At 72.3% G+C, this 26,872-nt stretch carries 23 protein-coding genes and 1 riboswitch; of the genes, 14 read left to right on the top strand and 9 right to left on the bottom strand.

Features of this window, described 5'->3' with window-relative positions; genetic code table 11:
- Window positions 1–45: 45 nt before the first annotated feature.
- Window positions 46–1,545: an aldehyde dehydrogenase family protein gene (locus tag FHX71_RS28000; protein WP_220490508.1), complete on the top strand. Its 1,500-nt coding sequence runs from the start codon at window positions 46–48 to the stop codon at window positions 1,543–1,545.
- Window positions 1,538–3,091 carry a GMC family oxidoreductase gene (locus tag FHX71_RS27995; protein WP_182620721.1) on the top strand — a complete coding sequence of 518 codons (1,554 nt, stop codon included), beginning with the start codon at window positions 1,538–1,540 and terminating at the stop codon, window positions 3,089–3,091. The genes FHX71_RS28000 and FHX71_RS27995 overlap by 8 nt, the downstream gene beginning before the upstream one ends.
- A gap of 110 nt (window positions 3,092–3,201) precedes the next feature.
- Here the strand turns inward: FHX71_RS27995 and FHX71_RS27990 are convergent, their stop codons facing one another.
- Window positions 3,202–4,797 carry a TROVE domain-containing protein gene (locus FHX71_RS27990; RefSeq protein ID WP_182620720.1) on the bottom strand — a complete coding sequence of 532 codons (1,596 nt, stop codon included), beginning with the start codon at window positions 4,795–4,797 and terminating at the stop codon, window positions 3,202–3,204.
- Between the two features lie 659 nt (window positions 4,798–5,456).
- Between FHX71_RS27990 and FHX71_RS27985 the strand changes: the two genes are divergently transcribed.
- The 4 genes from FHX71_RS27985 to galK all read left to right on the top strand — a co-directional run bounded on the left by FHX71_RS27985 (window position 5,457) and on the right by galK (window position 12,031).
- Entirely contained in the window at window positions 5,457–6,446 is a 990-nt protein-coding gene (locus FHX71_RS27985) for an NAD-dependent epimerase/dehydratase family protein (RefSeq protein WP_182620719.1), read from the top strand.
- A gap of 141 nt (window positions 6,447–6,587) precedes the next feature.
- The gene (locus FHX71_RS27980) at window positions 6,588–8,570 is read left to right on the top strand and encodes a glycosyl hydrolase 53 family protein (protein ID WP_182620718.1); all 1,983 of its coding nucleotides are present in this window, start codon (window positions 6,588–6,590) and stop codon (window positions 8,568–8,570) included.
- Window positions 8,571–8,624: 54 nt separating this feature from the next.
- Window positions 8,625–10,703: a beta-galactosidase gene (locus FHX71_RS27975; protein WP_182620717.1), complete on the top strand. Its 2,079-nt coding sequence runs from the start codon at window positions 8,625–8,627 to the stop codon at window positions 10,701–10,703.
- Between the two features lie 95 nt (window positions 10,704–10,798).
- Window positions 10,799–12,031: a galactokinase gene (gene galK, locus FHX71_RS27970; RefSeq protein ID WP_182620716.1), complete on the top strand. Its 1,233-nt coding sequence runs from the start codon at window positions 10,799–10,801 to the stop codon at window positions 12,029–12,031.
- Window positions 12,032–12,053: 22 nt separating this feature from the next.
- Here the strand turns inward: galK and FHX71_RS27965 are convergent, their stop codons facing one another.
- Window positions 12,054–12,878 carry an exodeoxyribonuclease III gene (locus FHX71_RS27965; RefSeq protein ID WP_182620715.1) on the bottom strand — a complete coding sequence of 275 codons (825 nt, stop codon included), beginning with the start codon at window positions 12,876–12,878 and terminating at the stop codon, window positions 12,054–12,056.
- Between the two features lie 180 nt (window positions 12,879–13,058).
- Here FHX71_RS27965 and FHX71_RS27960 point away from each other — a divergent pair, with 180 nt between their 5' ends.
- Together FHX71_RS27960 and FHX71_RS27955 are read left to right on the top strand one after the other, a co-directional pair.
- Window positions 13,059–13,787 carry an alpha/beta fold hydrolase gene (locus FHX71_RS27960; protein ID WP_182620714.1) on the top strand — a complete coding sequence of 243 codons (729 nt, stop codon included), beginning with the start codon at window positions 13,059–13,061 and terminating at the stop codon, window positions 13,785–13,787.
- A gap of 38 nt (window positions 13,788–13,825) precedes the next feature.
- A complete protein-coding gene (locus FHX71_RS27955; RefSeq protein WP_182620713.1) occupies window positions 13,826–14,482 on the top strand; it encodes a trimeric intracellular cation channel family protein in 657 nt (218 codons plus the stop codon).
- 5 nt (window positions 14,483–14,487) lie between these two features.
- On the opposite strand, the gene FHX71_RS27950 is transcribed toward FHX71_RS27955, so the two are convergent.
- The 3 genes from FHX71_RS27950 to glyA form a co-directional block, all read right to left on the bottom strand.
- A complete protein-coding gene (locus FHX71_RS27950; protein ID WP_182620712.1) occupies window positions 14,488–14,970 on the bottom strand; it encodes a VOC family protein in 483 nt (160 codons plus the stop codon).
- A gap of 226 nt (window positions 14,971–15,196) precedes the next feature.
- The gene (locus FHX71_RS27945) at window positions 15,197–16,081 is read right to left on the bottom strand and encodes a bifunctional methylenetetrahydrofolate dehydrogenase/methenyltetrahydrofolate cyclohydrolase (protein WP_182620711.1); all 885 of its coding nucleotides are present in this window, start codon (window positions 16,079–16,081) and stop codon (window positions 15,197–15,199) included.
- Between the two features lie 4 nt (window positions 16,082–16,085).
- The gene (glyA, locus tag FHX71_RS27940) at window positions 16,086–17,366 is read right to left on the bottom strand and encodes a serine hydroxymethyltransferase (protein WP_182620710.1); all 1,281 of its coding nucleotides are present in this window, start codon (window positions 17,364–17,366) and stop codon (window positions 16,086–16,088) included.
- A 95-nt stretch (window positions 17,367–17,461) separates the two neighbouring features.
- Window positions 17,462–17,548, bottom strand: a riboswitch (ZMP/ZTP riboswitch).
- A 165-nt stretch (window positions 17,549–17,713) separates the two neighbouring features.
- Here glyA and FHX71_RS27935 point away from each other — a divergent pair.
- From FHX71_RS27935 to FHX71_RS27925, 3 genes are all read left to right on the top strand, one after another.
- Window positions 17,714–18,577 (top strand): hypothetical protein, encoded by an 864-nt coding sequence (locus tag FHX71_RS27935; protein WP_182620709.1) that lies wholly within the window; start codon window positions 17,714–17,716, stop codon window positions 18,575–18,577.
- A 91-nt stretch (window positions 18,578–18,668) separates the two neighbouring features.
- Window positions 18,669–20,135, top strand: a complete 1,467-nt coding sequence (locus FHX71_RS27930) for an NAD(P)/FAD-dependent oxidoreductase (RefSeq protein ID WP_312877246.1) — start codon at window positions 18,669–18,671, stop codon at window positions 20,133–20,135.
- A 57-nt stretch (window positions 20,136–20,192) separates the two neighbouring features.
- Window positions 20,193–20,585 (top strand): PPOX class F420-dependent oxidoreductase, encoded by a 393-nt coding sequence (locus FHX71_RS27925; RefSeq protein WP_182620708.1) that lies wholly within the window; start codon window positions 20,193–20,195, stop codon window positions 20,583–20,585.
- 1 nt (window position 20,586) lies between these two features.
- Here FHX71_RS27925 and FHX71_RS27920 read toward each other — a convergent pair whose 3' ends face one another.
- Window positions 20,587–21,096, bottom strand: coding sequence for a GNAT family N-acetyltransferase (locus FHX71_RS27920; protein WP_036968504.1), 510 nt, complete (start codon window positions 21,094–21,096; stop codon window positions 20,587–20,589).
- Window positions 21,097–21,184: 88 nt separating this feature from the next.
- Between FHX71_RS27920 and FHX71_RS27915 the strand changes: the two genes are divergently transcribed.
- The 3 genes from FHX71_RS27915 (at window position 21,185) to FHX71_RS27905 (ending at window position 23,390) form a co-directional block, all read left to right on the top strand.
- Complete coding sequence (locus FHX71_RS27915) at window positions 21,185–21,805, top strand: GNAT family N-acetyltransferase (RefSeq protein WP_182620707.1); 621 nt, start codon at window positions 21,185–21,187, stop codon at window positions 21,803–21,805.
- A gap of 9 nt (window positions 21,806–21,814) precedes the next feature.
- Window positions 21,815–22,678, top strand: coding sequence for a formyltetrahydrofolate deformylase (gene purU, locus FHX71_RS27910; protein ID WP_182620706.1), 864 nt, complete (start codon window positions 21,815–21,817; stop codon window positions 22,676–22,678).
- A gap of 103 nt (window positions 22,679–22,781) precedes the next feature.
- Complete coding sequence (locus tag FHX71_RS27905) at window positions 22,782–23,390, top strand: hypothetical protein (RefSeq protein WP_182620705.1); 609 nt, start codon at window positions 22,782–22,784, stop codon at window positions 23,388–23,390.
- A 223-nt stretch (window positions 23,391–23,613) separates the two neighbouring features.
- Here FHX71_RS27905 and FHX71_RS27900 read toward each other — a convergent pair whose 3' ends face one another.
- Genes FHX71_RS27900 through FHX71_RS27890 form a run of 3 tightly spaced genes read right to left on the bottom strand, consistent with a single transcriptional unit; the run spans window position 23,614 to window position 26,727 of the window.
- A complete protein-coding gene (locus FHX71_RS27900; RefSeq protein WP_182620704.1) occupies window positions 23,614–24,498 on the bottom strand; it encodes a carbohydrate ABC transporter permease in 885 nt (294 codons plus the stop codon).
- Complete coding sequence (locus tag FHX71_RS27895) at window positions 24,498–25,373, bottom strand: carbohydrate ABC transporter permease (protein WP_182620703.1); 876 nt, start codon at window positions 25,371–25,373, stop codon at window positions 24,498–24,500. The genes FHX71_RS27900 and FHX71_RS27895 overlap by 1 nt, the downstream gene beginning before the upstream one ends.
- 4 nt (window positions 25,374–25,377) lie before the next feature.
- Window positions 25,378–26,727 (bottom strand): extracellular solute-binding protein, encoded by a 1,350-nt coding sequence (locus FHX71_RS27890; protein WP_182620702.1) that lies wholly within the window; start codon window positions 26,725–26,727, stop codon window positions 25,378–25,380.
- Between the last annotated feature and the right edge of the window lie 145 nt (window positions 26,728–26,872).

Here is a 26,872-nt window from a genome sequence, read left to right as displayed (position 1 = left end):
GGCATGGGTCACCACACACCCGCCCGTCCCGACAGGAGCACCACCATGAACACACCCACCACCCTGTACATCGACGGCGTCTGGCAGGCCGCCGCCGCGGGCGGCACCCGCGAGATCCGCTGCCCCGCCGACCGCTCGCTGGTCGCCGAGGTGTCCGAGGCAGCCGCCGCCGACACCGAGCGGGCGATCGCCGCGGCCCGGCGGGCCTTCGACGTCGGCCCGTGGCGCGGCACGACGGCGCCCGAGCGCGGCGAGCTGCTGCACCGCGTGGCCGACCTGCTGGCCGAGCGGGCCGAGGAGTTCGCGCTGGCCGAGTCGCGCGACACGGGCAAGCGCCTGGTCGAGAGCCGCATCGACATCGACGACTGCGTCGCGTGCTTCCGCTGGTTCGCCAAGCTCGCGGGCGTCGACGCCGGACGCGTCGTGGACGCGGGCAGCGCCGACGTGGTCAGCCGCGTGGTGCACGAGCCCGTCGGGGTCTGCGGCCTCATCTCGCCGTGGAACTACCCGCTGCTGCAGACCGTGTGGAAGGTGGCGCCCTGCCTCGCGGCGGGCAACACGTTCGTGCTCAAGCCGAGCGAGCTCACCCCGCACACCTCGATGCTGCTCATGGGGGTGCTGACCGACGCCGGTGTGCCGGCGGGCGTCGCCAACCTGGTGCTCGGCGCGGGCCCCGAGGCGGGGGCACCGCTCTCGACCCACGCCGACGTGGACCTGGTCTCGTTCACCGGTGGCCTGGTCACGGGCCGGATCATCGCGGCGGGCGCCGCGGCGACCGTCAAGAAGGTCGCCCTGGAGCTGGGCGGCAAGAACCCGAACGTCGTCTTCGCGGACGTGGCGGTGACGGACGAGGCCTTCGACGCCGCCGTGGACAACGCGCTCAACGCGGCGTTCGTGCACTCCGGCCAGGTCTGCTCGGCCGGCGCCCGGCTCGTGGTCGAGGAGTCGATCCACGACCGGTTCGTGGACGAGCTGGTGCGCCGGGCGGAGCTGATCCGCCTGGGCGGCCCGTTCGACGAGCGGGCCGAGACCGGCCCGCTCATCTCCGCGGCGCACCGGGACAAGGTCACGGCCTACGTGGAGCAGGCCGTCTCGGACGGCGCCGTGCTGCGCTGCGGCGGGCGCTGGGGCGAGGGCGACCTGGAGCAGGGCTACTACTACCTGCCCACGGTGCTCGACGGCGTGCGGCGCGGGAGCGCCGCCGTCATCGACGAGGCGTTCGGCCCCGTGGTGACCGTCGAGACGTTCCGGACCGAGGACGAGGCGGTCGAGATCGCCAACGACACCGTGTACGGGCTCGCGGGCGCCGTCTGGTCGCAGGACGCGGGCAAGGCGCAGCGGGTGGCGAACCGGCTGCGGCACGGCACGATCTGGATCAACGACTACCACCCCTACCTGCCCCAGGCGGAGTGGGGCGGCTACGGGCAGTCGGGGTTCGGCCGCGAGCTCGGCCTGGCGGGCCTGGGCGAGTACCAGGAGTCCAAGCACGTCTACCAGAACCTGCGGCCCGCGGTCACGGGCTGGTTCGGAGGTACCGATGACTGAGCAGACGTTCGACTACGTGGTGATCGGCGGCGGCTCCGCCGGGGCGGCCGTCGCGGCCCGGCTCAGCGAGGACCCGGACGTCTCGGTCGCCCTGCTGGAGGCCGGCCCGTCCGACGTCGGCGACGAGGCGATCCTGCGGCTGGACCGCTGGATGGGACTGCTGGAGTCCGGGTACGACTGGGACTACCAGGTCGAGCCGCAGACCAGCGGCAACTCGTTCATGCGCCAGGCACGGGCCAAGGTGCTGGGCGGGTGCTCGTCGCACAACTCCTGCATCGCGTTCTGGGCGCCGGCCGAGGACCTGGACCAGTGGGAGGCGATGGGCGCGCAAGGCTGGGGCGCCGCCGCGTCGCGCCCGTACTACACGAAGCTCGAGAACAACGACCAGCCCGGCGAGCACCACGGCCACGACGGTCCGGTGCGCATCCGGCAGGTGCCGGCCGAGGACCCGTGCGGCGTGGCCGTGCTGGACGCCTGCGAGCAGGCGGGCATCCCCCGCGTGCGGTTCAACGACGGCTCCACCGTGGTCACGGGCGCGAGCTTCTTCCAGATCAACGCCCGGGAGGACGGCGTCCGCTCGTCGTCGTCGGTGAGCTACCTGCACCCGATCCTGGACCGGCCCAACCTGACGATCCTCACCGAGCACCGGGCCAAGCGGCTCACGTTCGACGGCACGCGGTGCACGGGCGTGGAGGTGCTCGGGCCGGACCTGATCCGCACGCTCACGTTCACCGCACGCCACGAGGTGGTCCTGTCGGCCGGGGCGATCGACTCCCCCAAGCTGCTCATGCTGTCGGGGATCGGGCCGGCCGGGCACCTCGCCGAGGTCGGGATCGACGTGCTCGTGGACGCCCCCGGCGTCGGCTCCCACATGCAGGACCACCCCGAGGGCGTGATCCAGTGGGAGGCCAGGCAGCCCATGGTCGAGTCCTCGACGCAGTGGTGGGAGATCGGCATCTTCGCGGCCACGGAACCCGGCCTGGACCGGCCCGACCTGATGATGCACTACGGGTCGGTGCCGTTCGACATGCACACCGCGCGGCAGGGCTACCCCACCACCGAGAACGGCTTCTGCCTCACGCCGAACGTGACGCACGCGCGCTCCCGTGGCACGGTGCGGCTGCGGTCCCGCGACTTCCGGGACAAGCCCAAGGTGGACCCGCGGTACTTCACCGACCCGTACGACATGCGGGTCATGGTCGAGGGCATCAAGCTCGCCCGGCGGATCGTGGAGCAGCCGGCGATGGCCGAGTGGGCGGGCGCCGAGCTGTACCCGGGCCCCGACGTGCGGACCGACGAGGAGATCGCCGACTACATCTCGAAGACGCACAACACCGTCTACCACCCCACGGGCTCGGTGCGGATGGGCGCCGACGACGACACGACCTCGCCGCTCGACGCCCGGCTGCGGGTCAAGGGCGTGGCGGGGCTGCGGGCCGCCGACGCCTCGGTGATGCCCGAGATCACGACGGTCAACCCGAACATCACGGTGATGATGATCGGTGAGCGGTGCGCGGACTTCCTCAAGGAGGAGCGCGCGGCCTGACGAGGGCCTGCTCTCCCCTTCTCCTTCGAGACCTAAGTTTCTTCGCTTTCAGCTACTGCAAAGCGAAGAAACTTAGGTCTCGAAGGAGAGGGGCCGCGACCGCCCGTCGGTCAGAGGCCGCGCGCGAACTGCGAGATCAGGGACGGCACGGCGGCGTCGAACCCGGCGACGTCGAGCATGCCCGCGTCGGACGGGTCCGCGATCGAGAACTCGGTCGCGGTCATACCGACCACCACGAGCCGCGCCGGGATGCCCGTGCGCTCCCGGTACTGGCGCAGCGCCTGGTGCGGGTGCACCTCGCCGTGCCACGTCTCGTTGTCGGTGTAGACCACGAACGTGTCGACCTCCAGACCGTTGGCCAGCGCGTACAGCATCGGCTGCGCGCAGTCCGTGCCGCCCATCGGCATCTCGTCGACCACGCGCAGGGCGTCGTCGAGCCGACGGCGGGGCGAGATCCCCAGCGACTTGATCGCCGGCGGATCCCAGGAGCCGTCCGTCGCGGCGGCAAACCCCACCGCCGACGAGCCCGGCTCGGTCGCGAGCTGCACCAGCGCGAGCGCCGCCGACGCCTCCCGGGCCGTGAGCGGCATGCCCGCGATCGGCACGCTCATCGAACCCGACACGTCCACGGCGAGCAGCATCCGCTTCCCGGACGGCTCGACGGCGCCGAAGGCCGCGTAGAAACCGGCGTCCAGCGCGTCGACGACACGCTGCGTCGGCTCCCACCGCCCCGCGCCCCGCGCCGAGACGCCCGAGGCGTAGGTCCGCTGCGCCACCAGGACGCCGACCGGGTGCACGCGGGCACGCCGCAGCCGCTCCGGGTCGGCGAGCAGGGCCGTGACCTCGTCGGTCCGTCCGCCGACGTCGGGCAGCAGCCCCAGGCGGGTGAGCCGCGGGAGCTGGCGCATCAGCGCGGTCGCGGGCAGGCCGACGTCGAGCAGCGCGTCCCACACGGCAGGCTCGGCAAGCGCGGCGTCGGGCAGCATCTCCCAGCTCAGGCCGGCGTCGCGGACGAGCGCCGACCAGGTCGCGGTGTCCGACGCCTCCTGCGCCTTGACGAACGCCTCGACCAGGGCAGGGGTGTGCTCGCCCGTCGCGCCGCGCACGATCCAGTCGAACGTCGCCCGCAGGCCGGGATCGGCGGTGACGGGGTGCGCCAGGCGCAGCAGGTCGCGGTGCGACCAGCCCTCGCGCTGCCGGTACTTGGCCGCCTGGTAGGCGACGGCACCGGCGTCCTTGGCCGTGTACCAGCCGCCGACGGCGCGGCGCAGCCCGCGGCCCCAGCCCCGGAACTGCTCGACGTAGCCCGCGAACAGGAACAGGTGCGTACCGGTGCGGGCCACCTGCGGCAGCGCCGCGAGCGCCAGGGCGGCCGACTCCGGGACCGACGCCGCGTACGCGAGCGCGAACAGGGCCGGGTGCTGCCGGGGTGCGGCGCCGCTGGTGGAGACCTCGACGATCGTGTCGACCAGGGTCACCGGGTCGGCGACCGCCATCCGGCCCACGACCTCGGCGTTCTCCCGGGCGAGCGCCCCGGCGGTGGCGTAGTACGTGCCGCCGTCGACCCCGAGGGTGAGGAACCGCCGCAGGCGGGCGGCGTCGTCCAGGACGAAGGTGTGGCCGCCGGCGGAGTTCGCCTGCTGGCGCGGGTCGGCGGGCTGGTTCTGGGGAGTCCGACGGCGGTTGACGGCACGCAGGATGTCCATGGCGAAGCTCCTCTCGGGGACGGGTCCTTCCGACGGGCAGAGGTGAGCGGCGGCAGGCAGGGCCCGCCGCCGCTCACGGCACATGGACGAGCGGGCGTGTGTCTGCCCTCCGACTCCGCCGGCCGGGGCCGACGGGCAGCGACCCCGGTTGCCCGGGGCGGGACTCGAACCCGCAATGCTGCTGTGTGCCAGATAACCGAAGGACTCCGGCCCGCTCTACGAGGTACGGGTGGGCGTGTGAACGACCGCCGGATGTTGCTCTACCAATTGAGCTACGCCGCCCTGACGGGCGACGGCGGGACTCGAACCCGCAACCTTTCCATGTGAAGTGGTAACCGACGCTCTCCGGCCCACCCGTGCTCGTTCCATGTTCTGTTGTCGAGTCAGGACCCTAGGCCGCGCGAGGTGACCGTGACCAGGGTTTATCGCGAGCTGCCGGGGTGAACCCGAACGGAATCTCGTCTCTGCCGACTCCCCTTTGAGACCTAAGTTTCTTCGCTTTCAGCTGGCCCAAAGCGAAGAAACTTAGGTCTCGAAGGGGAGGTGCCACCTGCGGAATCGAGCAGAACGCACCCGGGGATCAATCCGTACGCCGCGGGGAGATTCGCCAGGAGCAGATACGGGTGCCCCGACGCCCCCGATGCGGTTCGGTGGGCACCATGCGAATCCTGGTGCTCGGCGGAACCGTCTTCCTGTCCCGCGCGGTCGCGGCGGCCGCCGTGGCCCGCGGCCACGACGTCACGTGCGCGGCGCGCGGCGTGAGCGGCTCGGTGCCCGACGGCGCGACGCTCGTGCGCTGGGACCGTTCCGAGGCGGTGCCCGCCGAGCTGACGGACACGGAGTTCGACGCCGTCGTCGATGTCTCCCGCATCCCGTCGCAGGTGCGCGCCGCCGTGGCGGCCTTCCCGCGCGCCCACTGGACGTTCGTCTCGACCGTCAACGTCTACGCCGACACGGCGACCGTGGGCGGCACGCCCGCGACGCTCCCCCTGCTCGACCCGGTCGAGACCGACGAGGACCCGGCCTCGGGCCCCGAGGTCTACGGCGCCATGAAGGTGGCCTGCGAGAACATCGTCCGCGCGGGGACGACGGCGGCCCTCGTGATCCGGCCCGGCCTCATCGTCGGGCCGGGCGACCCGAGCGGCCGGTTCACCTACTGGCCGGCCCGGTTCGCGGAGGCGGCCGACGACGGCCTGCCGGTGCTGGTCCCCGAACCTGTGGACGACCCGGTGCAGCTCGTGGACGTCCGCGACCTCGCGGAGTGGGTCGTGACGGCGGCGGAGCAGGGCACGACGGGCGACTTCGACGGCGTCTCCCGGCCGGTGCCCCGGTCGGAGCTGCTCGCCGGGGTCGCCGAGGGGGTCGGCGCGGACCCGGAGCTGGTCGCGGTCGCCCCGGACGTGCTCGCCGAGCACGAGGTGGCGCAGTGGGCCGGGCCGCGGTCGATCCCGTTCTGGGTCGCGGGCCTGGTCGACGGCGGGTTCATGACCCATGACGTCACGTCCTCGCTGGCGGCGGGCCTGCGCATCCGACCGTTCGCCGACACCGCCCGTGACACCCTCGCGTGGCTGCGCGCCACCCCGGACGCGAAGGTCACGGGACTGACCCGCGCCGAGGAGCAGGAGGTGCTGGCCACGGTCCGGGGCTGAGCGTCACGGTCCGCGGACCGAGCACGCCGAACGCCGTCGGGAAGCGTATTCCCACACGCGTGTCGAGGACCTACCGTTGTCCTGGGTACTCCGGACGAGCGGCCCGCCTGGGCCGTTCCCGACCTGGACAAGGAAGTCCTCATGACGCAGAGCACACACCGGAAGCGGGTCCTCGCGGGCAGTGCCGCCCTGGCCGTCGCCCTGACGACGGCGGGCCTCGCGGTCGGACCGTCGGCGGCGGGCTACGGCGAGGCCGTGATCGAGCCCGTGGAGACCGACCTCGCCGGCAAGGACTGGGTCACAACCCGCGCCACCAGCAACGATGCTGATTCGGGCCGGGCGGTCGACGGCGACGAGAGCACGGCGTGGACGCCGTCGGGCCACCGCGCACACAAAAAGAAGGACCAGGCCCTGACCCTCGACCTCGGCGGTGCCTACGACGGCCTGCACAAGATCGAGGTGGTGCTCGCCGACGCGACGCCCGCCCGCTACGTCGTCGAGACGTCGGCCGACGAGCGGCGCTGGGTGACCGTCGCCGACCACCGCGACGGCCGTAGCGGCGCGGCCGGCACCACCGCCCTGGTCGACCGCGACGGCACCCGGTACGTGCGTGTCCGCTTCACCGACGCGGGACACCAGGGCAAACAGCCCGGCGTCGCCGAGATCCACGCCTACAACTACCTGCGCGACGACCTCCGGCTCGGCGCCGACCTGTCCTACGCCGACCAGGAGCGCGACCAGCCGTACTACCTCGACGCGGAGGCCGCCCTGGCCGGGGAGCCCGACCCCGGCCCGCACCTGCTCGACGTCGTGCAGGACCGCGGCATGGAGCACCTGCGCCTGCGGATCTGGAACGACCCGCGCGACGAGACCACCGGCGTCGAGACGGACCCGGCCTACCAGGGGCCGGAGCGCTCGCTCACGGTCGCCCGCGAGATCACGGCGCGCGACATGAGTCTCGGGATCGACTTCCACTACGCCGACAGCTGGGCCGACCCGAGCAAGCAGCCCAAGCCGCGCGCCTGGGCCGAGCTCCCCTTCGACGACCTGACCGGTCAGGTGCACGACTTCACCGCCGACTACCTGACCCGCCTCAAGGCGCAGGGCACCACCCCGGCCAAGGTCGCGGTGGGCAACGAGGTGATCAACGGCTTCCTGTACGGCAGCGAGGCGGAGATCATCGGCACCACCGCGCCGCAGTACTTCACGGACGAGGCCGACGTCTACCAGTCCCGGCCCGGCGGCGGCCTGCTGTGGGACTACTGGCGCAGCGAGAACCCCGACGAGCAGCGGCTCTACACGCAGCAGTGGGACCGGTTCGCCACGCTCATGGCGTCCGGCATCGACGCGGTGCGCGAGACGTCGCCGGAGTCCGAGGTCGAGATCCACGCGATCGTCGACACCGGGCGCCTCGACAAGACCATGGAGTTCTGGACCCAGCTGCTGACCCGCCTGGAGGCCGCCGACGCCGCCCCCGACGTGCTCGCCCTGTCCTACTACCCCGAGTGGCACGGCAGCCCCGAGGAGCTGGAGAACAACCTGCACACCATCGCCGACGCCTTCCCGGACTACGCGCTCGACGTCGCCGAGACCGCCTACCCAGCGGAGAGCTGGCCGCCCGGTGACCCGACGCCGCTGCCGAACTCACCGTTCCCCGTGACCGTCCAGGGCCAGGCCGACGCGATCCAGCGCGTCTTCCAGGTCGCCAACGACGTGCCGGGCAACCGGGTCCAGGGCGTGCTGGTGTGGGAGCCCGCGAACTGGCAGCCCATGTTCACCTGGGTCGAGACCGGTTCCGGCTGGTTCCCCGAGGCCAACGCGTCGCTCGACGTCTTCCACGACAGCGACGTCGCCCACGTGCTCCAGGACGACGTCCGCGTGGTCGCCCGCGCACACGACGACGTCCGGCTGCCCCGCACCGTCGCCGTGCTCACGCCCGACGACGACGGGCCGGGCGACGGACGGCCGGGCAACAGCAGGCCCGGCCGCACCGCCGTCGTCTGGCAGGCCGTGCCCGACGACGCGACCGCCACACAGCGCACGTCACAGCGCACGTTCACCGTGGAAGGCACCACGCAGTACGGTCCCGTCACGGCGACGGTCCACGTGCTGCCCGACCGCTGACCGAGCGCCACCCGTTCCACCCGTTCCACCTGTTCCACCCGTGAAAGGACCCTCATGCCCACCACCGGAAGCAGCTTCACGCCCGGACCGCAGTTCGACGGCTGGCTGACCGGCGTCGAGCAGATCAGCTACGGCGGCGACTACAACCCCGAGCAGTGGCCCGAGGAGGTCTGGGCCGAGGACGTGCGGCTCATGAACGAGGCGGGCGTGAACCTCGTCAGCCTCGGCATCTTCAGCTGGGCGCTGCTGGAGCCGCGGCCGGGCGAGTTCGACTTCGGCTGGCTGGACCGGATCATCGGGCTGCTGCACGACGGCGGCGTCCGCATCCTGCTGGCCACGCCGACGGCGGCCCCGCCGGCGTGGCTGTACGCGACCCACCCGGACGCGCGAGTCGTCGACAGGAACGGCACGTCGATGGGGCCGGGCGGCCGCGGGCTGATGGCGCCCACCGCCCCCGCCTACCGGGAGGCGGCGCTGCGCATCACCCAGGCCCTTGCCGAGCGATACGGCACCCACCCGGCGCTGGCGGGGTGGCACGTGCACAACGAGTACGGCGCGCCCGTCGCGCTGGACTACTCGGTGCACGCCCAGCGTGCGTTCCGCGTGTGGCTCCAGGAGCGGTACGGGTCGCTCGACGCGCTGAACGCCGCGTGGGGCACCGCCTTCTGGGGCCAGCACTACGCCGACTGGGAGCACGTCCAGGTGCCGGCGGCCGCCCCCGAGGCGGTCAACCCGGCCCAGCAGCTCGACTTCACGCGGTTCTCCGACGCCGCCCTGCGGGACTGCTTCATCGCCGAGCGCGACGCCGTCCGCGAGCACTCCTCCGCGCCGGTGACCACCAACTTCATGGCCGCGAGCTGCCCGTGGACCGACCTGTTCGCGTGGGGCAAGGAGGTGGACCTCGTCTCGAACGACCACTACCTTCAGGCGGCGAACCCGCGCGGCTACGTGGGCCTCTCGCTGGCCGCCGACCTCACGCGGTCGGTCGCGGGCGGCAAGCCGTGGCTGCTGCTGGAGCACTCGACGTCGGCGGTGAACTGGCAGCCGCGCAACGTCGCCAAGCGGCCCGGGGAGCTGGCCCGCAACTCGTTCGCGCACCTCGGCCGCGGCGCGGACGCAGTGATGTTCTTCCAGTGGCGCGCCTCCCGCTCCGGCGCGGAGAAGTTCCACTCCGCGATGCTGCCGCACGCCGGCACGGGCTCACGCGTGTGGCGCGAGGTGGCCGAGCTGGGCGCGAACCTGGGCCGGCTGACCGAGCTGCGCGGCTCGCGCGTGCGGGCCGACGTCGCCCTGGTGTGGGACTACGAGTCGTTCTGGGCGCAGGACCTGGAGTTCCGGCCCAGCGAGGGCGCGCGCCACCGCGAGCGCGTGGACGCCTACTACGACCGGCTCTGGCGCGACGGCCACACGGTCGACCTGGTCCGTCCGGGGCAGGACCTGTCGGGCTACAAGCTGGTCGTCGCCCCGGCGTCGTACCTGCTCACGGCCGACGACGCCGCGAACCTCACCGCCTACGTCGAGGCCGGCGGCTCGCTGCTGGTGAGCTACTTCAGCGGCATCGTCGACGAGCACGACGCCGTGCACCCCGGCGGCTTCATGGCCCCGCTGCGCGACGCGCTGGGCGTGCGGGTGGAGGAGTTCCTGCCGCTGCGCGCGGACGACGCCCTCACCGTGGCGTACCGGGCCGGAGCCGCGGGGGCCGGGGCCGCCACCAACGACACCACCGACCTCACGGGCACGGTCTGGGCCGACGACCTGGTCCTGGACGGCGCCGAGCCCGTCGGCACCTACACGGACGGGCCCAAGCCGGGCGGCGCCGCCATCACCCGGCACCGGCACGGCGCCGGCACGGGCTGGTACGTGTCGACGGCGCTCGGCGTCGACGCGCTGGGCACGGTCCTGGCCGACGTGTACGCGGGCGCCGGCCTGGCGCCGTCGGGCACGGTGGAAGGGCTGGAGGTGGTGCGGCGGCACGGCGACGGCGCCACCTTCACCGTGGCGGTCAACCACACCGACGGCGTCGTGAAGCTGCCGCTGGCGACCCCCGCGACCGATCTGCTCACCGGGCAGCAGGTCGAGGGCGACGCGGACGTGCCCGCCGGGGCGGTCCGCGTGCTGCGCCAGGACGCCTGACGCTGGGTCGCACACCGTCCCGATGACGAGCGCGCCGGTCTCGCTGCCTGACCGGCTGGTGGGGCCGGCGCGCTCAGGGGGCAATAATCAGGTACGTGACCACCATCAACTGGCTCGAGGCCTGGAGCGCCGAGGACGGCGCACGCCGGGTCGACGAGCTCTTCACCCGTTCGTTCGACGGCTCCCCCGAGGGCGTCTGGTCCGCCCCCGGGCGGGTCAACCTGATCGGCGAGCACACCGACTACAACGCCGGGCTCTGCCTGCCCACGGCGCTGCCGCACCGCACCTACATCGCCCTGCGCCCGCGCGAGGACGACCTGGTCCGGCTCGTGTCCGCGCAGGCCGAGGGCGTGTGGGAGGCCCGTCTGTCCGACGTCGCGCCCGGCGCGGTCCAGGGCTGGGGCGCCTACGTCGCCGGAGTCGCCTGGGCCCTGGCCGAGGCCGGGCACAAGGTCGGCGGCTTCGAGGCCGCCGTGGACTCGTGCGTGCCCTTCGGCGCCGGCCTGAGCTCCTCGGCCGCCCTGGAGGCCGCCGTCGCGGTCGCCCTCGACGCCGTGACCGGCCTCGGCCTCGTCGCGTCCGACGCCGGGCGCGCCGAGCTGGTCGACGTCACCCGCCGCGCGGAGAACGAGATCGCGGGCGCGCCCACCGGCGGGCTCGACCAGTCGGCGTCGCTGCGCTGCCGCGAGGGCTACGCGCTGCTGCTCGACTTCCGGCCGGGCCTCAAGCCGCTGGAGTCGGGCGTGCCGGTGCCGTTCGACCTGGCCACGGCCGGACTCACGCTCCTGGTCGTCGACACCAAGGCGGAGCACTCCCACGTCGACGGCGAGTACGGGGCGCGCCGCGCCTCGTGCGAGCAGGCCGCGGAGCTGCTGGGGCTGGAGTCGCTGCGCGAGATCGCGCCGACCCTCGGCGGCATGGGCATCGACCGGGCCCTGGCCGAGCTCGAGCCCCACGACGCCGACGGCGTGCTGCGCCGCCGCGTGCGCCACGTCGTGTCCGAGATCGACCGCACCGCACGGTTCGCCGACCTGGTGCGCGAGGGCCGCGCGGCCGACGTCGGCCCGTTCATGGTCGCCTCGCACGTCTCCCTGCGGGACGACTACGAGGTCTCCTGCCGCGAGCTCGACCTCGTCGTCGACTCGGCCATGGCGGCGGGCGCGCTCGGCGCGCGCATGACGGGCGGCGGGTTCGGCGGCAGCGCCATCGCGCTGGTCCGCCTGGCCGACGTCGACACGGTCGCCCGGGCCGTCGCCGACGCGTTCGCCGACGCCGGCCTGACGGAGCCGGTGTTCCTGCTGGCGCCGCCGTCGGCCCCGGCGGGCTGACGGCGGCACCGGTCGTGGCGACCTACAGCTCGTAGGTCGCCACGACCGGGGCGTGGTCGCTCCAGCGCTCCGCGTAGGTGGGCGCCCGGTCGACCTCGACCTTGCGGCAGGCACCCGCGAGCGCCTTGTTGGCGAGCTGGTAGTCGATGCGCCAGCCCGAGTCGTTGTCGAACGCGGCGCCGCGCCACGACCACCAGGTGTACGGGCCGGGGCCGTCGCCCGCGTGGTGGCGGCCCAGGTCGGTCCAGCCGTGCTCGTCGAGCCAGCGGGTGACGTAGGCGCGCTCCTCGGGCAGGAAGCCGGCGCTCTTCTGGTTGCCCTTCCAGTTCTTGATGTCGGCGTTCTGGTGGGCGATGTTGAGGTCGCCCGCCACGACGGCCGGGGCGGGCGCGTCGGCGAGCTGCGCCAGGCGCGCCGTCACCTTCTCCAGGTACGCGTACTTGGCCACCATGGTGTGCTCCTGGCCCGGGTTGGTCGAGCCGGAGTGCAGGTAGGCGGAGACCGCGGTGAGCGTGCCGCCGTCGGGCAGGCGGACGTCGGCCTCGACCCAGCGGCCGGTGTCGGCGCCCGTCTCCGCGGCGCCGTCGGGCCCGTGTGCCGCGAGGCCCGTGCGGACCTCGCCGAGCGGCAGGCGTGAGGCGATCAGCACCCCGGCGCGGCCCTTGACCTCGCTCTCGGCGTGCGCGACGTGCCAGCCGTCGAGCAGCTCGCGCGCGAGCTTGTCGGGGGCGCGGACCTCCTGCAGCAGCAGCACGTCCGGCGTCCGGGTGGCGATCCAGGACTCGATGCCGCGGCGGACGGCGGCACGGATCCCGTTGACATTGGCGGTGGCGACGATCAGGGGCACCGGGGAAGCCTAACGGCCGCCTCTGACAGCGGCGGATCACGCCGGCCCGGCGGCTCCTGCTTTCCGGTGTGCTCTGGCCGTCTCAGCTGACATGCAATATATTGCATTCACGATGCGTTACGCGGGGGGACGAAGACAACCAGTCTTCGGCGAAGCACGACCGATCCGAGAGAGGGCATCATGAACACCACCGCCACGAAGCAGACCATCGTCCTGGTCCACGGCGCCTACGCCGACTCGTCGAGCTGGAACGGCTCGATCACGGCGCTGCGCGAGGCTGGCCACCGCGTGATCGCGGTCGCCAACCCGCTCCGCGACCTGGAGCAGGACGCGCAGTACCTGCGTGACGTGCTGAAGACCGTCGACGGCCCCGTCGTCCTCGCCGGCCACTCCTACGGCGGGCACGTGATGAGCCACGCGGCCGCCGGCAACCCGGACGTGACCGCCCTGGTCTACGTCGCGAGCTTCCTCGCGGAGCCGGGCGAGAGCCTCGTCGACCTCGTCGAGAAGTTCCCCGGGGCCAGGCTCGGCGGCGCCGCGCAGCCGTTCCCCTACACCACGCCCGACGGCGGCACCGCCACCGAGCTCTACATCGACCCGGCGCAGTTCCACGAGCTGTTCGCGGGCGACGTGGACGTGATCACGGCCGAGCACATGGCGGCCACGCAGCGCCCGCTCGGGCTCGCCGCCTTCGAGGCTCCGGCCAGCGCGGCCGCCTGGAGGTCGATCCCGTCGTGGGTGCTCTCGGCGACGAAGGACCTGGCCGTCCCCGCGGAGCTCTCCCGCTTCATGGCCGACCGCGCCGGTGCCACGCTCGTCGAGGTCGACGCCTCGCACGCCGTGACGGTCTCCCGGCCGGAGTCCGTGACGGACGTGATCCTCGAGGCCGCGCGGTCCACCGCCAGCTAGACCGGGCACCGGGACGGGCAAGGAGAACGAGTACCCCCATGGACACGATCGTCCCCTTCGGCATTCCGCTCTGGGCCGAGCTCGCGGCGGTGGCCCTGGGCGCGCTCCAGGGTGCGCTCTTCGCGGGCGCCATCACCGACCGCCGCATCGACGTGCTCGGCACCGTGCTCGTCGGCATCGGGGTGGCACTCGGCGGGAGCCTGCTGCGGGACATCCTGCTCGGCGAGCCGCCCGTGGCGATCTACGGCCCCTGGTACGTGCTCGTGGCGACCGTCGCGGCCCTCGCCGGACTGTCGCTGCAGCGGCTCCTTGCCCGTCTCGACCCCGTCATCCTGTCGCTGGACGCCGTCGTCATCGGTCTGTTCGGTGCGATCGGCACCTCGAAGGCACTCGCGCTCGGGGTGCCCGCCGTCCCGGCGGTGTTCGTCGGCGCGGCGGCCGCCGTCGGCGGCTCCGTGCTCCGCGACGTGACCCTCGACCTCCCGGTCGCACTGCTGCACGTCGGATCGCTGTACGCGGTCGCGGCGGCGGCCGGCGCCGCGCTCCTGGTGGCACTCGTGGCGCTCGGGGTCCCGGTGCTCGGAGCCGCGGCCGCCGCCGTGGTGCTCACCACCCTGGTGCGGCTGCTCGCCGTGCGCTACGGCTGGAGGTTCCCGGACCAGCAGGCCCTGGTCGTGCGACGCCGGCCGCGCTGAGCGGCCTACGCGCCGTCGTGCGCCGCCTGGAGTGCCGCGACGTCGATCTTGCCCATCTGCAGCATGGCGTTCATCGTGGCGATCTCGGCGGGCGTCGTGTACGAGCCGCTGAGCCGTTCGAGCTCCTTGGGGATCACCTGCCAGGACACCCCGAACTTGTCCTTGCACCAGCCGCAGGCCCCGGGCTCGCCGCCGTCGGCGGTCAGGACGTCCCAGTAGTGGTCGACCTCGGCCTGGCCCTCGACCGACAGGTAGAACGAGAACGCCTCGTCGAGCGTGCGGTGGGGGCCGGCATTCAGCCCGATGACGGGCTGGCCCGCCACCGTGAACTCGACGACGAAGTCGGTGCCCGGCTCGGCGCCCGGCGCGTTGTCCGGCGCCTTCACCACGCGCTCGACGGACGAGCCCGGGATGTGCTCGGCGTAGAACGCGGCGGCCTCGCCGGCCCTGTTGTTCCCGAACCAGAGATGGGTCCGAACGCTCACCATGATGTCCTCCTGAGTCGGTCGGGGCCGCGACCGGCCCCAGCATCAACTCTTCAGACCCCGAGCCGCCCCGCAACTCATCGCCGCGTCTTCACCCGCCACGAGCTCCCCGTCACGAGCTACCCAGCACCAACTGAACGTAGGTGTAGTCGCTCTATGAGTGGCCATAGAGCGACTACACCTACGTTCAACTGCGGCGGTGCTCAGCCGTGCAATATCAGCAGAGCCGTCAGGGGACCAGCGAGCGCTCCGCCGACTCCACGACGTTCGCCAGCAGCATCGCCCGCGTCATCGGGCCGACGCCGCCCGGGTTGGGCGACACCCAGCCCGCGATCTCGGCGGCCTCGGGCGACACGTCCCCGACGACGCGCGACTTGCCCGTCTGCGGGTCGGTCTCGCGCGAGACGCCGACGTCGATCAGCACGGCGCCCGGCTTGACCATGTCGCCGGACACGATGCCCTTGACGCCCGCGGCGGCCACGACGACGTCGGCCCGCCGGACCAGCCCGGCGAGGTCCTGCGTGCCGGTGTGCGTCAGGGTGACCGTCGCGTTGACGGCGCGCCGCGTGAGCAGCAGGCCGATCGGGCGGCCCACGGTGACGCCGCGGCCGAGCACCACGATCTCCTTGCCGGCGAGCTTGATGCCGTGCCGCTCCACCAGCTCGATGATGCCGCGCGGCGTGCAGGGCAGCGAGGACGTGACGTCCTCGTTGACCCGCAGCACCAGGCGCCCCAGGTTGGTGGGGTGCAGGCCGTCGGCGTCCTTGTCGGGGTCGACGAGCTCCAGCACGCGGTTGGTGTCGATGCCCTTCGGCAGCGGGAGCTGGACGATGTACCCGGTGCAGGCCGGGTCCTCGTTCAGCCGGCGCACCGCGGCCTCGATCTCGTCCTGCGTCGCCGTGGCCGGGAGGTCCTCCCGGATCGACGCGATGCCCACCTCGGCGCAGTCGCGGTGCTTGCCCGCGACGTACCACTGCGAGCCCGGGTCCTCGCCGACCAGCAGCGTGCCGAGTCCGGGGATGACGCCGCGGTCACGCAGCGCCGTCACGCGGTCCTTGAGCTCCGCCTTGATCGACGCGGCGGTGGCCTTCCCGTCCAGGATCTGTGCGGCCATCGGCTCAGAGCCCCGGGTAGAGCGGGAACGCGGCGGTCAGCTTCTCGACCCGCGCGGACAGGGCGTCGACGTCGGTCGCGGCGCCGTCCTTCAGCGCCGTCGCGATGATGTCGGCGACCTCGGTGAACTCGGCGTCGCCGAACCCGCGCGTGGCGAGCGCCGGCGTGCCGATCCGCAGGCCCGAGGTGACGCGCGGCGGGCGCGGGTCGAACGGGACGGCGTTGCGGTTCACGGTGATCCCGGCGTCGTGCAGGAGGTCCTCCGCCTGCTGGCCGTCGAGCTGCGAGTTGCGCAGGTCCACCAGCACCAGGTGCACGTCGGTGCCACCGGTCAGCACGGACGCGCCGGCCGCGGCGACGTCGGGCTGCGAGAGGCGCTCGGCGATGATCGAGGCGCCGCGGAGCGTGCGCTCCTGGCGGTCCTTGAACGACTCGGTGCCCGCGATCTTGAACGAGACCGCCTTGGCGGCGATCACGTGCATGAGCGGCCCGCCCTGCTGGCCGGGGAACACCGCGGAGTTGATCTTCTTGGCGTACTCCTCCTTGGAGAGGATGAAGCCGGAGCGCGGCCCGCCGATCGTCTTGTGCACGGTCGAGGAGACGACGTCGGCGTGCGGCACCGGGGACGGGTGCAGGCCGGCGGCCACGAGGCCGGCGAAGTGCGCCATGTCGACCCAGAGCTTGGCACCGACCTCGTCGGCGACCTCGCGGAACGCGGCGAAGTCGAGGTGGCGCGGGTAGGCGGACCAGCCGGCGATGATGACGTCGGGGCGGTGCTCCAGCGCCTTCTTGCGCACCTCGTCCATCTCGATGCGGTAGGACTGCGGGTCCACGCCGTAGGCGCCGACGTCGTACAGCTTGCCGCTGAAGTTGATCTTCATGCCGTGCGTGAGGTGGCCGCCGTGGGCCAGCTCGAGGCCGAGGATCTTGTCGCCCGCGTTGATCAGGGCGTGCAGGACCGCCGCGTTCGCGGTGGCGCCCGAGTGCGGCTGGACGTTGGCGTGCTCGGCGCCGAACAGCTCCTTGGCGCGGGCGATCGCGAGGTTCTCCGCGATGTCGACCTGCTCGCAGCCACCGTAGTAGCGGCGGCCCGGGTAGCCCTCGGCGTACTTGTTGGTCAGGACCGAACCCTGCGCCTCCAGGACGGCACGCGGCACGAAGTTCTCGGACGCGATCATCTCGAGAGTGTCGCGCTGGCGGGCCAGCTCACCGGTGAGAACGGCGGCGATCTCGGGGTCGAGCTCGGCGAGCGGGGTGGCGAGCGGGTCGGGAGTCGATGCGCTCATAGCTCCTCGATTCATGCGGGACGGGGATAGTCGGACGGCGGCGGATGACACACGCACCGTGACAGACAGCCCGGGCGCACACCCTCCACGAGGTGACCCAGGGCCCAGGCGAACGACCCGTCGTCGGCATGACTCGTCGCTCCCCGGTGGTGATCCACCTGACGCCAGTCGCGACCCGAAGATCGTAGCAGCGGCGGTCGCGGCACGGGCCCGGCGCCCGCGCGAGCACCGGCAGGACACCGACAGAGCACCACCCGTATGCCCGTGTCAAGCCAGAAACCGCGGAATCACAACGAAAGTACCTGAGACCCTTTTGCGTTTCACCTCGACGTCGCTACTGTGCCGCCATGCCCTCCCCCGTGTCACCGGACGCCGGCGTTCCGGAACACCAGCCCGACCCGCGCCCGCACCAGTTCCAGCCGGGCCAGCGGTCCGGCCAGTTCCAGCCCGGCCAGTTCCAGCCGAGGACGGGCCAGTTCCCGGCACGGCCCGGTGCCGATCCGCTCCGGCCCCCGCCCGGCCGGCGGCCCGGCGGCGAGCCCGAGCGGGGCAGCGAACCCGGGCGCGGCGAGCCCGGAGCCGGCGGGCGCGGCGGCGGGCGCGGCGGCGGCGAGCCCGGTAGCAAGCCCGCGCGCAAGGGCCGCGGCCGGCGGGACCGGATCTGGTCCGTCGTCGCCTTCGCGGTCGCGGCCGTCGTGATCGCCGCGGTCGGCATCCACTTCTTCGGGCCGGACCGGACGGAGGAGGTCGTGGCGGCGGCCTGGGCGGTCGAGTCCTGCGCCGGGCCGGAGCCCTCGCCGACGGCCACCGACGGGTCGGGGACCTACCGCCCCCTGTCCTGCGACGACGCCGAGGCGACGGTCTCGATCCTCGACATCCAGGACGCCGTGTCGGTGGCGCAGCTGCACTGCCCGGCGGGCACCGACGTCGTCTTCCAGAAGGACGGCCAGGCCGGGGGCAACACGCAGGCGGTGTGCGCGCGCAACCTGTCCGACGACCACCCCGGTGACCCCGGCAAGGGCGGCGGGCAGCTCGTGGCCGGCGACTGCGTGGACGACCAGGGCAGCGAGCTCGCCTGCGCCTCGGACGGCGCACGCAAGGTCACGGCCCTCATCGTCAGCGGGATGCAGTGCCCCAAGGGCACCGCGGACAAGCTCGAGCTCGGCTTCGACGCCTCCCGCAGCTTCGAGACGATCTGCCTCGGCGGCTGACCAAAGCGTTATACCCCCTCTCACCTGCGACGTCATCTATCGCTCACCCTGGCGAAACCAACATTCACCGGACATTGGCTAGATTTGCGGCATGGGACACCTGCGGCAGACCGTCTTCGAGCGCAATGTTCCGGCCAGGTCTGTCGTCGACCATGCGCTGTCCACGACACGCCAAGCGGTCTACTGGCAGGACGACCTGGGCGACTCCCCGGTGCTCCCCGCCCTGTCGGCACCGGTGCGGGCGGACGTCGCCGTCGTCGGCGCCGGGTTCGCCGGGCTGTGGACGGCGCTGCGGGCCCGGCAGCGCGACCCCGGCGCGCGCGTCGTCCTGATCGAGGGCAGGACGGCCGGCTGGAGCGCGTCGGGCCGCGGCGTCGGGTTCTGCGGCACCCGCCTGGCGCACGACGGCGGGGCCGACGCCGAGGAGCGCGCCACGCTGGCCCGTGTCGGGCACGAGAACCTGGCCGCGATGGGGGCGGCCGTGGCCGAGCTCGGCCTGGACTGCCAGTGGGAGCGCACCGGCGTCGTCGACCTCGCCGTGGAGCCCCACCAGATCGACTGGCTGCAGGACGCCGCCGCTGCCGCGGCCAGGGCCGGCGTGCCGCACACCCTCCTCGACCGGGCCAAGCTGCGCGCCGAGATCGCCAGCCCCACCTACGAGGCCGGGCTGGTCCGGCCCGACGACGTCGCGCTCGTGCACCCCGCGCGGCTGGCCGCCGGGCTGGTGCGGGCGGCCGGCGAGCTCGGCGTGGAGATCTTCGAGCAGACCCGGGTGACCCGCCTGACGCCGCCGGGACGGGGTACGGGCGGCGACGTCGTCCTGCACACCACCTCGCCCGCCGGCGAGGCGGAGGTGCGCGCCGACCGCGTGGTCCTCGGGACCGGCGCGTTCCCGCCGCTCCTGCGGCGCTACCGGCGGCACACCGTGCCGGTGTACGGCTACGCCGTCGCGACGGAGCCCCTCCCCGCGGACCTGCTGGGCGCCATCGGCTGGCGCGGCCGGCAGGGGCTCACGGACCTGGCGAACCAGGCGCACCGCTACCGGCTCACGGCGGACGACCGCATCGTGTTCGGCGGGTACGACGCCGTGCACCCCTACGGCGGGCGCCTGCGCCGGGCCCACGAGAACCGTCCCGGCAGCTCGCGGCGCCTGGCCGAGCACCTGCTGACGACGTTCCCCCAGCTCGAGGGCGTGCGCCTCTCGCACCGGTGGGCGGTGGTGGCCGACACCCCGACCCGGCCGGGGCCGTTCTTCGGCCAGGCCGCGGGCGGCCGCGTGCAGCACGTGGCCGGGTTCGGCGGGACGGGCGCCGCGGCCGCGCACTTCGCCGCGCAGGTCGTGCTGGACCGGTTCGACGTGCTCGACGGCGGTCCCCCGACCGAGCGCACCACGTTAGGCGCGGTGCGGCGGGTCCCCGCCCCGTACCCGCCGGAGCCGGTCGCGTCCGCGGGCCTGCGCGCCGTCCGCCGGTCGCTGGACCGCGCCGACCACCGCTCCGGCAGGCGCGACGCGCTGCTCCGCTCGCTGGACGCACTTGGCCTGGGCCGCGATCTCTGATGGGGTGCGATGGACGGGTGCGACAGGCACCCGCCGCCCACGTCGAAGGAGCACGCAGTGACCAAGCCCCCGGTCCCCGAGCACATCGCGAAGGTCCTCGAACGACCCAACCACGCGGTCATGGCGACCGTCCGGCCCGACGGCGCGCCCGTGTCCGTGGCCACCTGGTACCTGTACGAGGACGGCCGCGTGCTGCTGAACCTCGACGGCACCCGCAAGCGCCTCGACCACCTGCGCGCGGACCCGCGGGTCTCGCTCACGGTGCTCGACGGCGAGAGCTGGTACCGGCACGTGAGCATCCAGGGCACCGTGACGATCACGCCCGACGAGGGGCTCGCCGGCATCGACCGGCTCTCGGTGCACTACGGCGGCAAGCCCTACCCGAACCGCGAGAACCCCAGGTTCGACGCGTGGCTGGACATCGAGTCCTTCCACGCCTGGGGCTTCTGAGCTACTTCTCCTGCGGCACCGGCTGGGCGCCCGCGGCACCCAGCACCCGGCGCAGGTACGTGTAGGTCAGGTCGCCCGCGGCCTTGTCGTACTGCTCCTCGTACCCGTGCTTCGTGTACAGCGCGAGGTTCTGCTTGGAGTCCTTGCCGGTGAAGACCCAGATCTCCGTGGTCTGCTCCGGCAGGTACGGGAGCACGGCGAACAGCATCTCGGTGCCGATGCCGCGCGCCTGCTTGTCCGGGGCCACGGCGAGCCGGCCGAGGGTCGCCTTCTCGCCCTCGATCTCGACGCGCACCGAGCCGATCATCCGGTGGCCCTCCCACGCGCCGATCGTCACCACGTCGTCCCGCGCCAGGTCTTCCCGCAGCTCGGCGAGGGTCTGGGTGAGCGGGGGGATGTGCGGGTCGTCGTACAGCTGGGCCTCGGTGACGAACGCGGCGCGGCGCAGCGTGAGGAGCTCGCCCGCATGGTCGTCCTCGACCAGGGCGATCGTCGTGGTGGAGTTGCTCATGGGTCCATCGTGTCAGAGGTGCCACGCCCGAGTCGACGACGACCACGGTCCGGGCGGGCGTGTCGGTGGCTGCGCGTAGGTTCGGGACATGGAGCGCATAGACGTGCGGCCCGCCGTCGGGCGGTACGAGGACTTCTACGAGGTGGTCGGCGTCAAGAAACCCGGGGGCAAGGGCTGCTGGTGCATGGCCTACCGGGACAGCCGCGTCGCGCAGGAGGACCGGCCCGGATACATGCGGGACCTGTGCGCCGGCGAGCCCGGCCCGGGCGTGCTCGTGTACGTGGACGACGTCGTGGCGGGCTGGTGCTCCGTCGCGCCCCGGTCCACGTACCGGCGGCTGATGAACACCCGCACCATCCCGTTCGTCGACGACCGGGACGCCTGGGTGGCGGTGTGCTTCGTGGTCCGGGCGGGGTACCGGAAGCGGGGCCTCATGCACCACCTGCTCGCCGGAGCCGTCGAGCACGCGCGGGCGCACGGCGCCGAGGTGGTCGAGGGCTACCCGGTCGACGCCGGGGCGGAGCGCGTCGACGTGATCAGCGGGTACGTGGGCACGGTGCGCATGTTCGAGGCGGCGGGCTTCGAGCGGGCGGCCGAGACGGGCGGCGTGAGCGGCGGCCGACGACGCTGGGTGATGCGCCGGGAGCTGGCGGGTGAGGGCCGCGAGCCGGCGCGGGACGGCAGCCCGCCCGGGGCGCCGGCGGGTTAGCCTGACCGCGTGAACGACGTGACCGCTGCCACCACCCACTGGATCCTCACCCTGTCGTGCCCGGACCAGCCGGGAATCGTGCACGCGGTGGCGGGCATGCTCGCCGAGCACGGCGGCAACATCACGGAGTCGCAGCAGTTCGGCGACCCGGCGTCGGGCCTGTTCTTCATGCGCGTGCAGGTCGAGTCCGCGGCGTCCCGCGACGAGCTCACCGCCGCGATGACGCAGGTGGCGGGCCGGTTCCGGATGACGTGGACCCTCGACGTCGTCGGGCGGCGCATCCGCACGCTCGTCATGGTCTCCAAGGCCGCGCACTGCCTGGTGGACCTGCTGTACCGGGAGCGGTCGCAGCGCATGCCGATCGACGTCGTCGGCGTGGTGGGCAACCACCGCGACCTGGAGGACATCGCGACCTTCTACGGCAAGCCGTTCCACCACGTGCCCGTCACCAAGGACACCAAGGCCGAGGCGGAAGCGACGCTGCGCGGCCTGGTCAAGGAGACCGACGCCGAGCTCGTGGTGCTGGCCCGGTACATGCAGATCCTGTCCGACGAGCTCTGCCGCGACCTGAGCGGGCAGGTCATCAACATCCACCACTCGTTCCTGCCGTCGTTCAAGGGGGCGGGGCCGTACCGCCAGGCGCACGACCGCGGCGTGAAGATCATCGGCGCGACGTCGCACTACGTGACCGGCGACCTCGACGAGGGCCCGATCATCGAGCAGGACGTCGAGCGCGTCGACCACTCCCGCACGGTCGAGGACCTGGTGGGCATCGGCGAGGACGTCGAGCGCCGCACCCTGGCCCGCGCCGTCCGCTGGCACGCGGAGCGCCGGGTGCTGCTGGACGGCCGCCGCACGGTCGTCTTCCGCTGACCTGACGCTGATTCGGGTACGGCTAGTAGTGCCTTGGAGCCGTTGCGTATACGCAACAGTCATTTGACGCGCGGTGGTCGCAGTGGTGCACCAAGATTGCGGGATGCCCGCTGAACCAGCCTCGCCCGATGTCCGCGACTTCCGCCTCCATGCGTGGGTCGACGAGTCGATGCGTGCCACACGGAACGGCGCCGACGGCATCTATCTCATGGCGGCGGCAGTTGCCGACCCATCGGCGTGCGACGTCGTTCGTGACGACCTGCGCGCGATGACGGAGAAGAAGGCTCAACGACTGCACTGGCGCCACGAGACTCCCGAGCGCCAGGCCAAGATCGCGGCAACCATCGGGAGCCACGACCTGGTCAACCTCGTCGTCGTCGGCATGCCCCTCGATGCCCGGCGGCAGGAGCGAGCACGAGCGATCTGCACCGAACGCCTGCTCTACGAGCTGGACGACCTGGGAGTTGCACACGTGTGGCTGGAAACCCGGCACCCCGCCCTAAATCAGCGTGACCTTCGCCTGGTCAAGGCGCTCCGCGGCAAGCGGTCGATCAGCTCGTCGATCCGGGTCGAGTTCGCGCGCCCGAAGGACGAGCCGATGCTGTGGATCCCAGATGCCGTCGCCGGTGCGGTCAACGCTGCACGGTCCGGTGCCACCGACGTCGTCGATGACATGGGCAGGATCAGCATCATCGATGTCGATCTGCCCTAGAAATGCGCGATGCCGGGCTCCTGACGTCCATCAGGGGGTCCCGGCTTCACTTCCGACACTCCACGCAGGAGGCGGCTGACATCAGATTACCCGGCCGGCCTGGCTAAGGCGAGTGATCGGCAGAATGTCAGGTGATCGGTAGTTCGAGCTACCGATCACCTGACATTCTGCCGACCGCCCGCCCGGCGGCGTCAGCCAACCTGCACGCGCCGGGGCGCCGGCGTCAGCCCTTGACCGCGCCCGCCAGGGCGAAGGCCGAGCCCGAGATGCGCGTGACCAGCACGTACAGCCCGAGCACCGGGGCGGCGTAGAGCAGCGAGTACGCGGCGAGCTGCCCGTACGCGACCGACCCGTACTGCCCGAAGAACGCGAAGATGCTCACGGCCGCCGGCTGCTTCTCCGGGGAGAGCAGCAGCACGAACGGGACGAAGAAGTTCCCCCACGCCTGCACGAACACGAAGATGAACACCACCGCGATCCCCGGCCGCATGAGCGGCAGCACCACGCGCCGCAGGGCCTGCATCGCGGAGGCGCCCTCGGTCCACGCCGCCTCCTCCAGCGAGATGGGCACCGAGTCCATGAAGTTCTTGGTCATCCAGATCGCCATGGGCAGCGACGTCGCGGCCATGAAGAAGATGGTCCCCGGCAGCGAGTCGAGCAGGTTGAGCTGCACGAACAGCGCGTACACCGGGACCATGATCGCCGTGATCGGCAGGCAGGTGCCGAACAGCACCGAGTACAGGAAGTACTTGCCGAACCGCATCCGGTACCGCGACAGCGGGTAGGCCGCGAGCACCGCGACCACCACCGTGATGGCCCCCGACCCCGCGGACAGCACGAACGCGTTCCACAGGGGCAGCCAGGTGAGCTCCGGCGTCATGATCGCCGCGAAGTTCTCGGTGGTCACGGCGTCGGGCAGCCCGAAGGAGAGCGTGGCCTGCGCGTCGAACGACGCGACGACCACCCACGCCATCGGGAGCACGAAGCACAGGGCGATCACCAGCAGCACCACGTTGGCCGCCACCTTGGTGGCCGTGCCACGCGGCGCGGCCAGCTGAGCGCGACCGCTCCTGGCCGGCGCGGCGGGCCTCGTCAGAGTGTCCGTCATCAGTCCACCTCCGGTCGGAGCGCGCGGATGTAGATCACGGAGAAGATCGCGCCCACGATGATCATCACGGTCGCGATGGCCGTGCCGTAGCCGACCTGCGCGAACTTGAACGCCTCCTGGTAGGCCAGGATCGGCAGGGTCGAGCTGTCGGTGCCGGGTCCGCCGCCCGTCATCACGTAGATGAGCGTGAACACGGACAAGGTCTGCAGCGTGGTCAGCATCAGGTTGGTCGAGATGCTGCGCCGGATGACCGGGACGGTCACGAAGGCGAGCCGCTGGAACCCGTTGGCGCCGTCGAGCTGGGCTGCCTCCGTGAGCTCGGGCGGCACCTCCGCGAGGGCGGCCGAGTAGACCATCATCGAGAAGGCCGTGCCGCGCCAGATGTTGGCGAGGATCACCGCGAGCATCGGGGTGGAGTAGAGCCAGTCGGGCCCGGTGACGCCGAACCCGGCGAGCAGCGTGTTGAGCGTGCCCTCGGAGTGGAAGAACGCGTAGGCGGCGAACGCCGCGACGATCTCGGGCAGCACCCACGCGGCGACCACGATCGTCGAGGCGATCGAGCGGACCGGCTTGACCGCGGAGCGGAGCAGGCCGGCCAGCGCGATGCCCATCACGTTCTGCCCCACGACGGCGGACAGGAACACGAAGACGACGGTGAGCCACAGCGACTTGGGGAAGTCGGGGTCGCCGACCAGCGCCGCGTAGTTGTCGAACCCGATCCACTCCGGGCTCAGGGCGGCGGGGCCGGTGAGGGCCGCGTTGGTGAACGAGCCGTAGAACGACCAGACCACGGGGCCCAGCATGAACAGGGCGAGCAGGACGACGGCGGGCGCGAGCGGAACCACTCGCGCCACGCCGCGGGACGTGACGGCCATCAGGTCAGCCCTGGACCGTGTTCTCTTCGCCGACGATGCCGGTCACCGCCTCGTCGTAGGCGGCGGCCGCCTCCTCCGGCGTCTGCTGGCCGGTCATCACGGCCTCCATCGCGACCATGATCTCGTTGGAGACCTTCGGGTAGTCCGACGTCGCGGGCCGGAAGTGGGTCACGTCGACGAGGTCGGTGAAGAACTCGGTGGTGGGGTTGGTCGCCGTGTACTCGGGGTCCTCGGCGACGTCGGTGCGGACCGCGATCTGGCTGTTCGCGACGTCGAACCAGAGGGAGTTCTCGCGGTCGAGCGCCATCGAGATGAACTCGAACGCGGCGTCCGGGTTCTTGGAGCCGGAGCCCATGGCGAGGGTCCAGCCGCCCGACATGCTCACGGCACCGGGGGCGGCGCCGTCCTGCGTGGGCATGGGCGCGGTGCCCATCGTCTCGGACCACTCGGGCCACGGCGCGACGCCGGACTCGAGCCAGTTGCCCGCCACCCAGGAGCCGTCGAGCGCGATGCCGACCTTGCCCTCGGGCAGCCACTCGGCCTGCACGGTGTTGCCGATGTTGGTGTCCAGCGCCTGCTGCGGCGTCGGCGCCAGGCCCTCGCTGAACACGGTGGTGATGAAGTCGAGGCTGTCGACGAAGCCCTGCGAGCCGACGACCCACTTGCCGTCCTCGTAGAGGGTGTCGCCGGTGCCGTACAGGAGCATCTCGAAGCCCTGCATCACGGCGGCCTCACCCTGGGGCTTGCCGGAGTACATGTTGAACGGGATCACGTCCGGGTCGGACTCCTTGATCGCCCGGGCGGCCTCCAGCAGCTCGTCCCACGACGTCGGCGCCCAGTCCTCGGGCAGGCCGGCCTCGGCGAGCACGTCCTTGTTGAACCAGAGCCCGCGCGTGTCGGTGCCCATGGAGACGCCGTAGGTCTTGCCGTCGTCGCCCGCGCCGGCCTCCTTGGCGCTGTCGACGAACTGGTCCCACTCGTCCCATTCCGCCAGGTAGTCGTCCAGCGGGGCCAGGTACCCGGCCTCGACGTCGGACTTGATCATGTACGTGTCCTCGTACATGACGTCCGGCGCGGTGCTGGGCGACCGGTTCATGAGGGCGAGCTTGGTGAAGTAGTCGTTCTGCTGCGCCTCGATGGGCACGAGCTCGACGGTGATGTCGGGGTTGGCCTTCTCGTAGTCGGCCTTGACGTCCTTGAACAGCTCGTCGGCCTGCGTGAAGTTGCCGAACTTCTGGTACGCGACCTTGATCGTGGAGGCGTCCGAGCTACCTCCGCCGGAGCCGCAGGCACCGAGCGAGAGGGCGAGTGCCGCTGCCGTGACGGGTGCGATGAGGAATCGTGCCGTGCGCATGAAGCTCCCTTGCGTCGTGCGAGGCCGGCTACGTCGCCGGACCAACTGACGCACACGATTCACCCCCGGCGGGTCCGAGTCAAGGCTCTGCGCCGAACAGATGTCAGCGCTGTCACCGGCCACTGCCGGACCAGACGGCTGAGCG

The organism is Promicromonospora sukumoe (genome assembly GCF_014137995.1).
In the GTDB taxonomy this organism is placed as follows: domain Bacteria; phylum Actinomycetota; class Actinomycetes; order Actinomycetales; family Cellulomonadaceae; genus Promicromonospora; species Promicromonospora sukumoe.
Note: the sequence above shows the minus strand (reverse complement) of the source record. Positions and strands in the feature narration are given on the sequence as shown.

Coding starts and splice junctions, on each gene's coding strand:
- FHX71_RS28000 (WP_220490508.1), top strand. CDS start 46: ATGAACACACCCACCACCCTGTACATCGACGGCGTCTGGCAGGCCGCC.
- FHX71_RS27995 (WP_182620721.1), top strand. CDS start 1,538: ATGACTGAGCAGACGTTCGACTACGTGGTGATCGGCGGCGGCTCCGCC.
- FHX71_RS27990 (WP_182620720.1), bottom strand. CDS start 4,797: ATGGACATCCTGCGTGCCGTCAACCGCCGTCGGACTCCCCAGAACCAG.
- FHX71_RS27985 (WP_182620719.1), top strand. CDS start 5,457: ATGCGAATCCTGGTGCTCGGCGGAACCGTCTTCCTGTCCCGCGCGGTC.
- FHX71_RS27980 (WP_182620718.1), top strand. CDS start 6,588: ATGACGCAGAGCACACACCGGAAGCGGGTCCTCGCGGGCAGTGCCGCC.
- FHX71_RS27975 (WP_182620717.1), top strand. CDS start 8,625: ATGCCCACCACCGGAAGCAGCTTCACGCCCGGACCGCAGTTCGACGGC.
- FHX71_RS27960 (WP_182620714.1), top strand. CDS start 13,059: ATGAACACCACCGCCACGAAGCAGACCATCGTCCTGGTCCACGGCGCC.
- FHX71_RS27955 (WP_182620713.1), top strand. CDS start 13,826: ATGGACACGATCGTCCCCTTCGGCATTCCGCTCTGGGCCGAGCTCGCG.
- FHX71_RS27950 (WP_182620712.1), bottom strand. CDS start 14,970: ATGGTGAGCGTTCGGACCCATCTCTGGTTCGGGAACAACAGGGCCGGC.
- FHX71_RS27945 (WP_182620711.1), bottom strand. CDS start 16,081: ATGGCCGCACAGATCCTGGACGGGAAGGCCACCGCCGCGTCGATCAAG.
- glyA (WP_182620710.1), bottom strand. CDS start 17,366: ATGAGCGCATCGACTCCCGACCCGCTCGCCACCCCGCTCGCCGAGCTC.
- FHX71_RS27935 (WP_182620709.1), top strand. CDS start 17,714: ATGCCCTCCCCCGTGTCACCGGACGCCGGCGTTCCGGAACACCAGCCC.
- FHX71_RS27930 (WP_312877246.1), top strand. CDS start 18,669: ATGGGACACCTGCGGCAGACCGTCTTCGAGCGCAATGTTCCGGCCAGG.
- FHX71_RS27920 (WP_036968504.1), bottom strand. CDS start 21,096: ATGAGCAACTCCACCACGACGATCGCCCTGGTCGAGGACGACCATGCG.
- FHX71_RS27915 (WP_182620707.1), top strand. CDS start 21,185: ATGGAGCGCATAGACGTGCGGCCCGCCGTCGGGCGGTACGAGGACTTC.
- FHX71_RS27905 (WP_182620705.1), top strand. CDS start 22,782: ATGCCCGCTGAACCAGCCTCGCCCGATGTCCGCGACTTCCGCCTCCAT.
- FHX71_RS27900 (WP_182620704.1), bottom strand. CDS start 24,498: ATGACGGACACTCTGACGAGGCCCGCCGCGCCGGCCAGGAGCGGTCGC.
- FHX71_RS27895 (WP_182620703.1), bottom strand. CDS start 25,373: ATGGCCGTCACGTCCCGCGGCGTGGCGCGAGTGGTTCCGCTCGCGCCC.
- FHX71_RS27890 (WP_182620702.1), bottom strand. CDS start 26,727: ATGCGCACGGCACGATTCCTCATCGCACCCGTCACGGCAGCGGCACTC.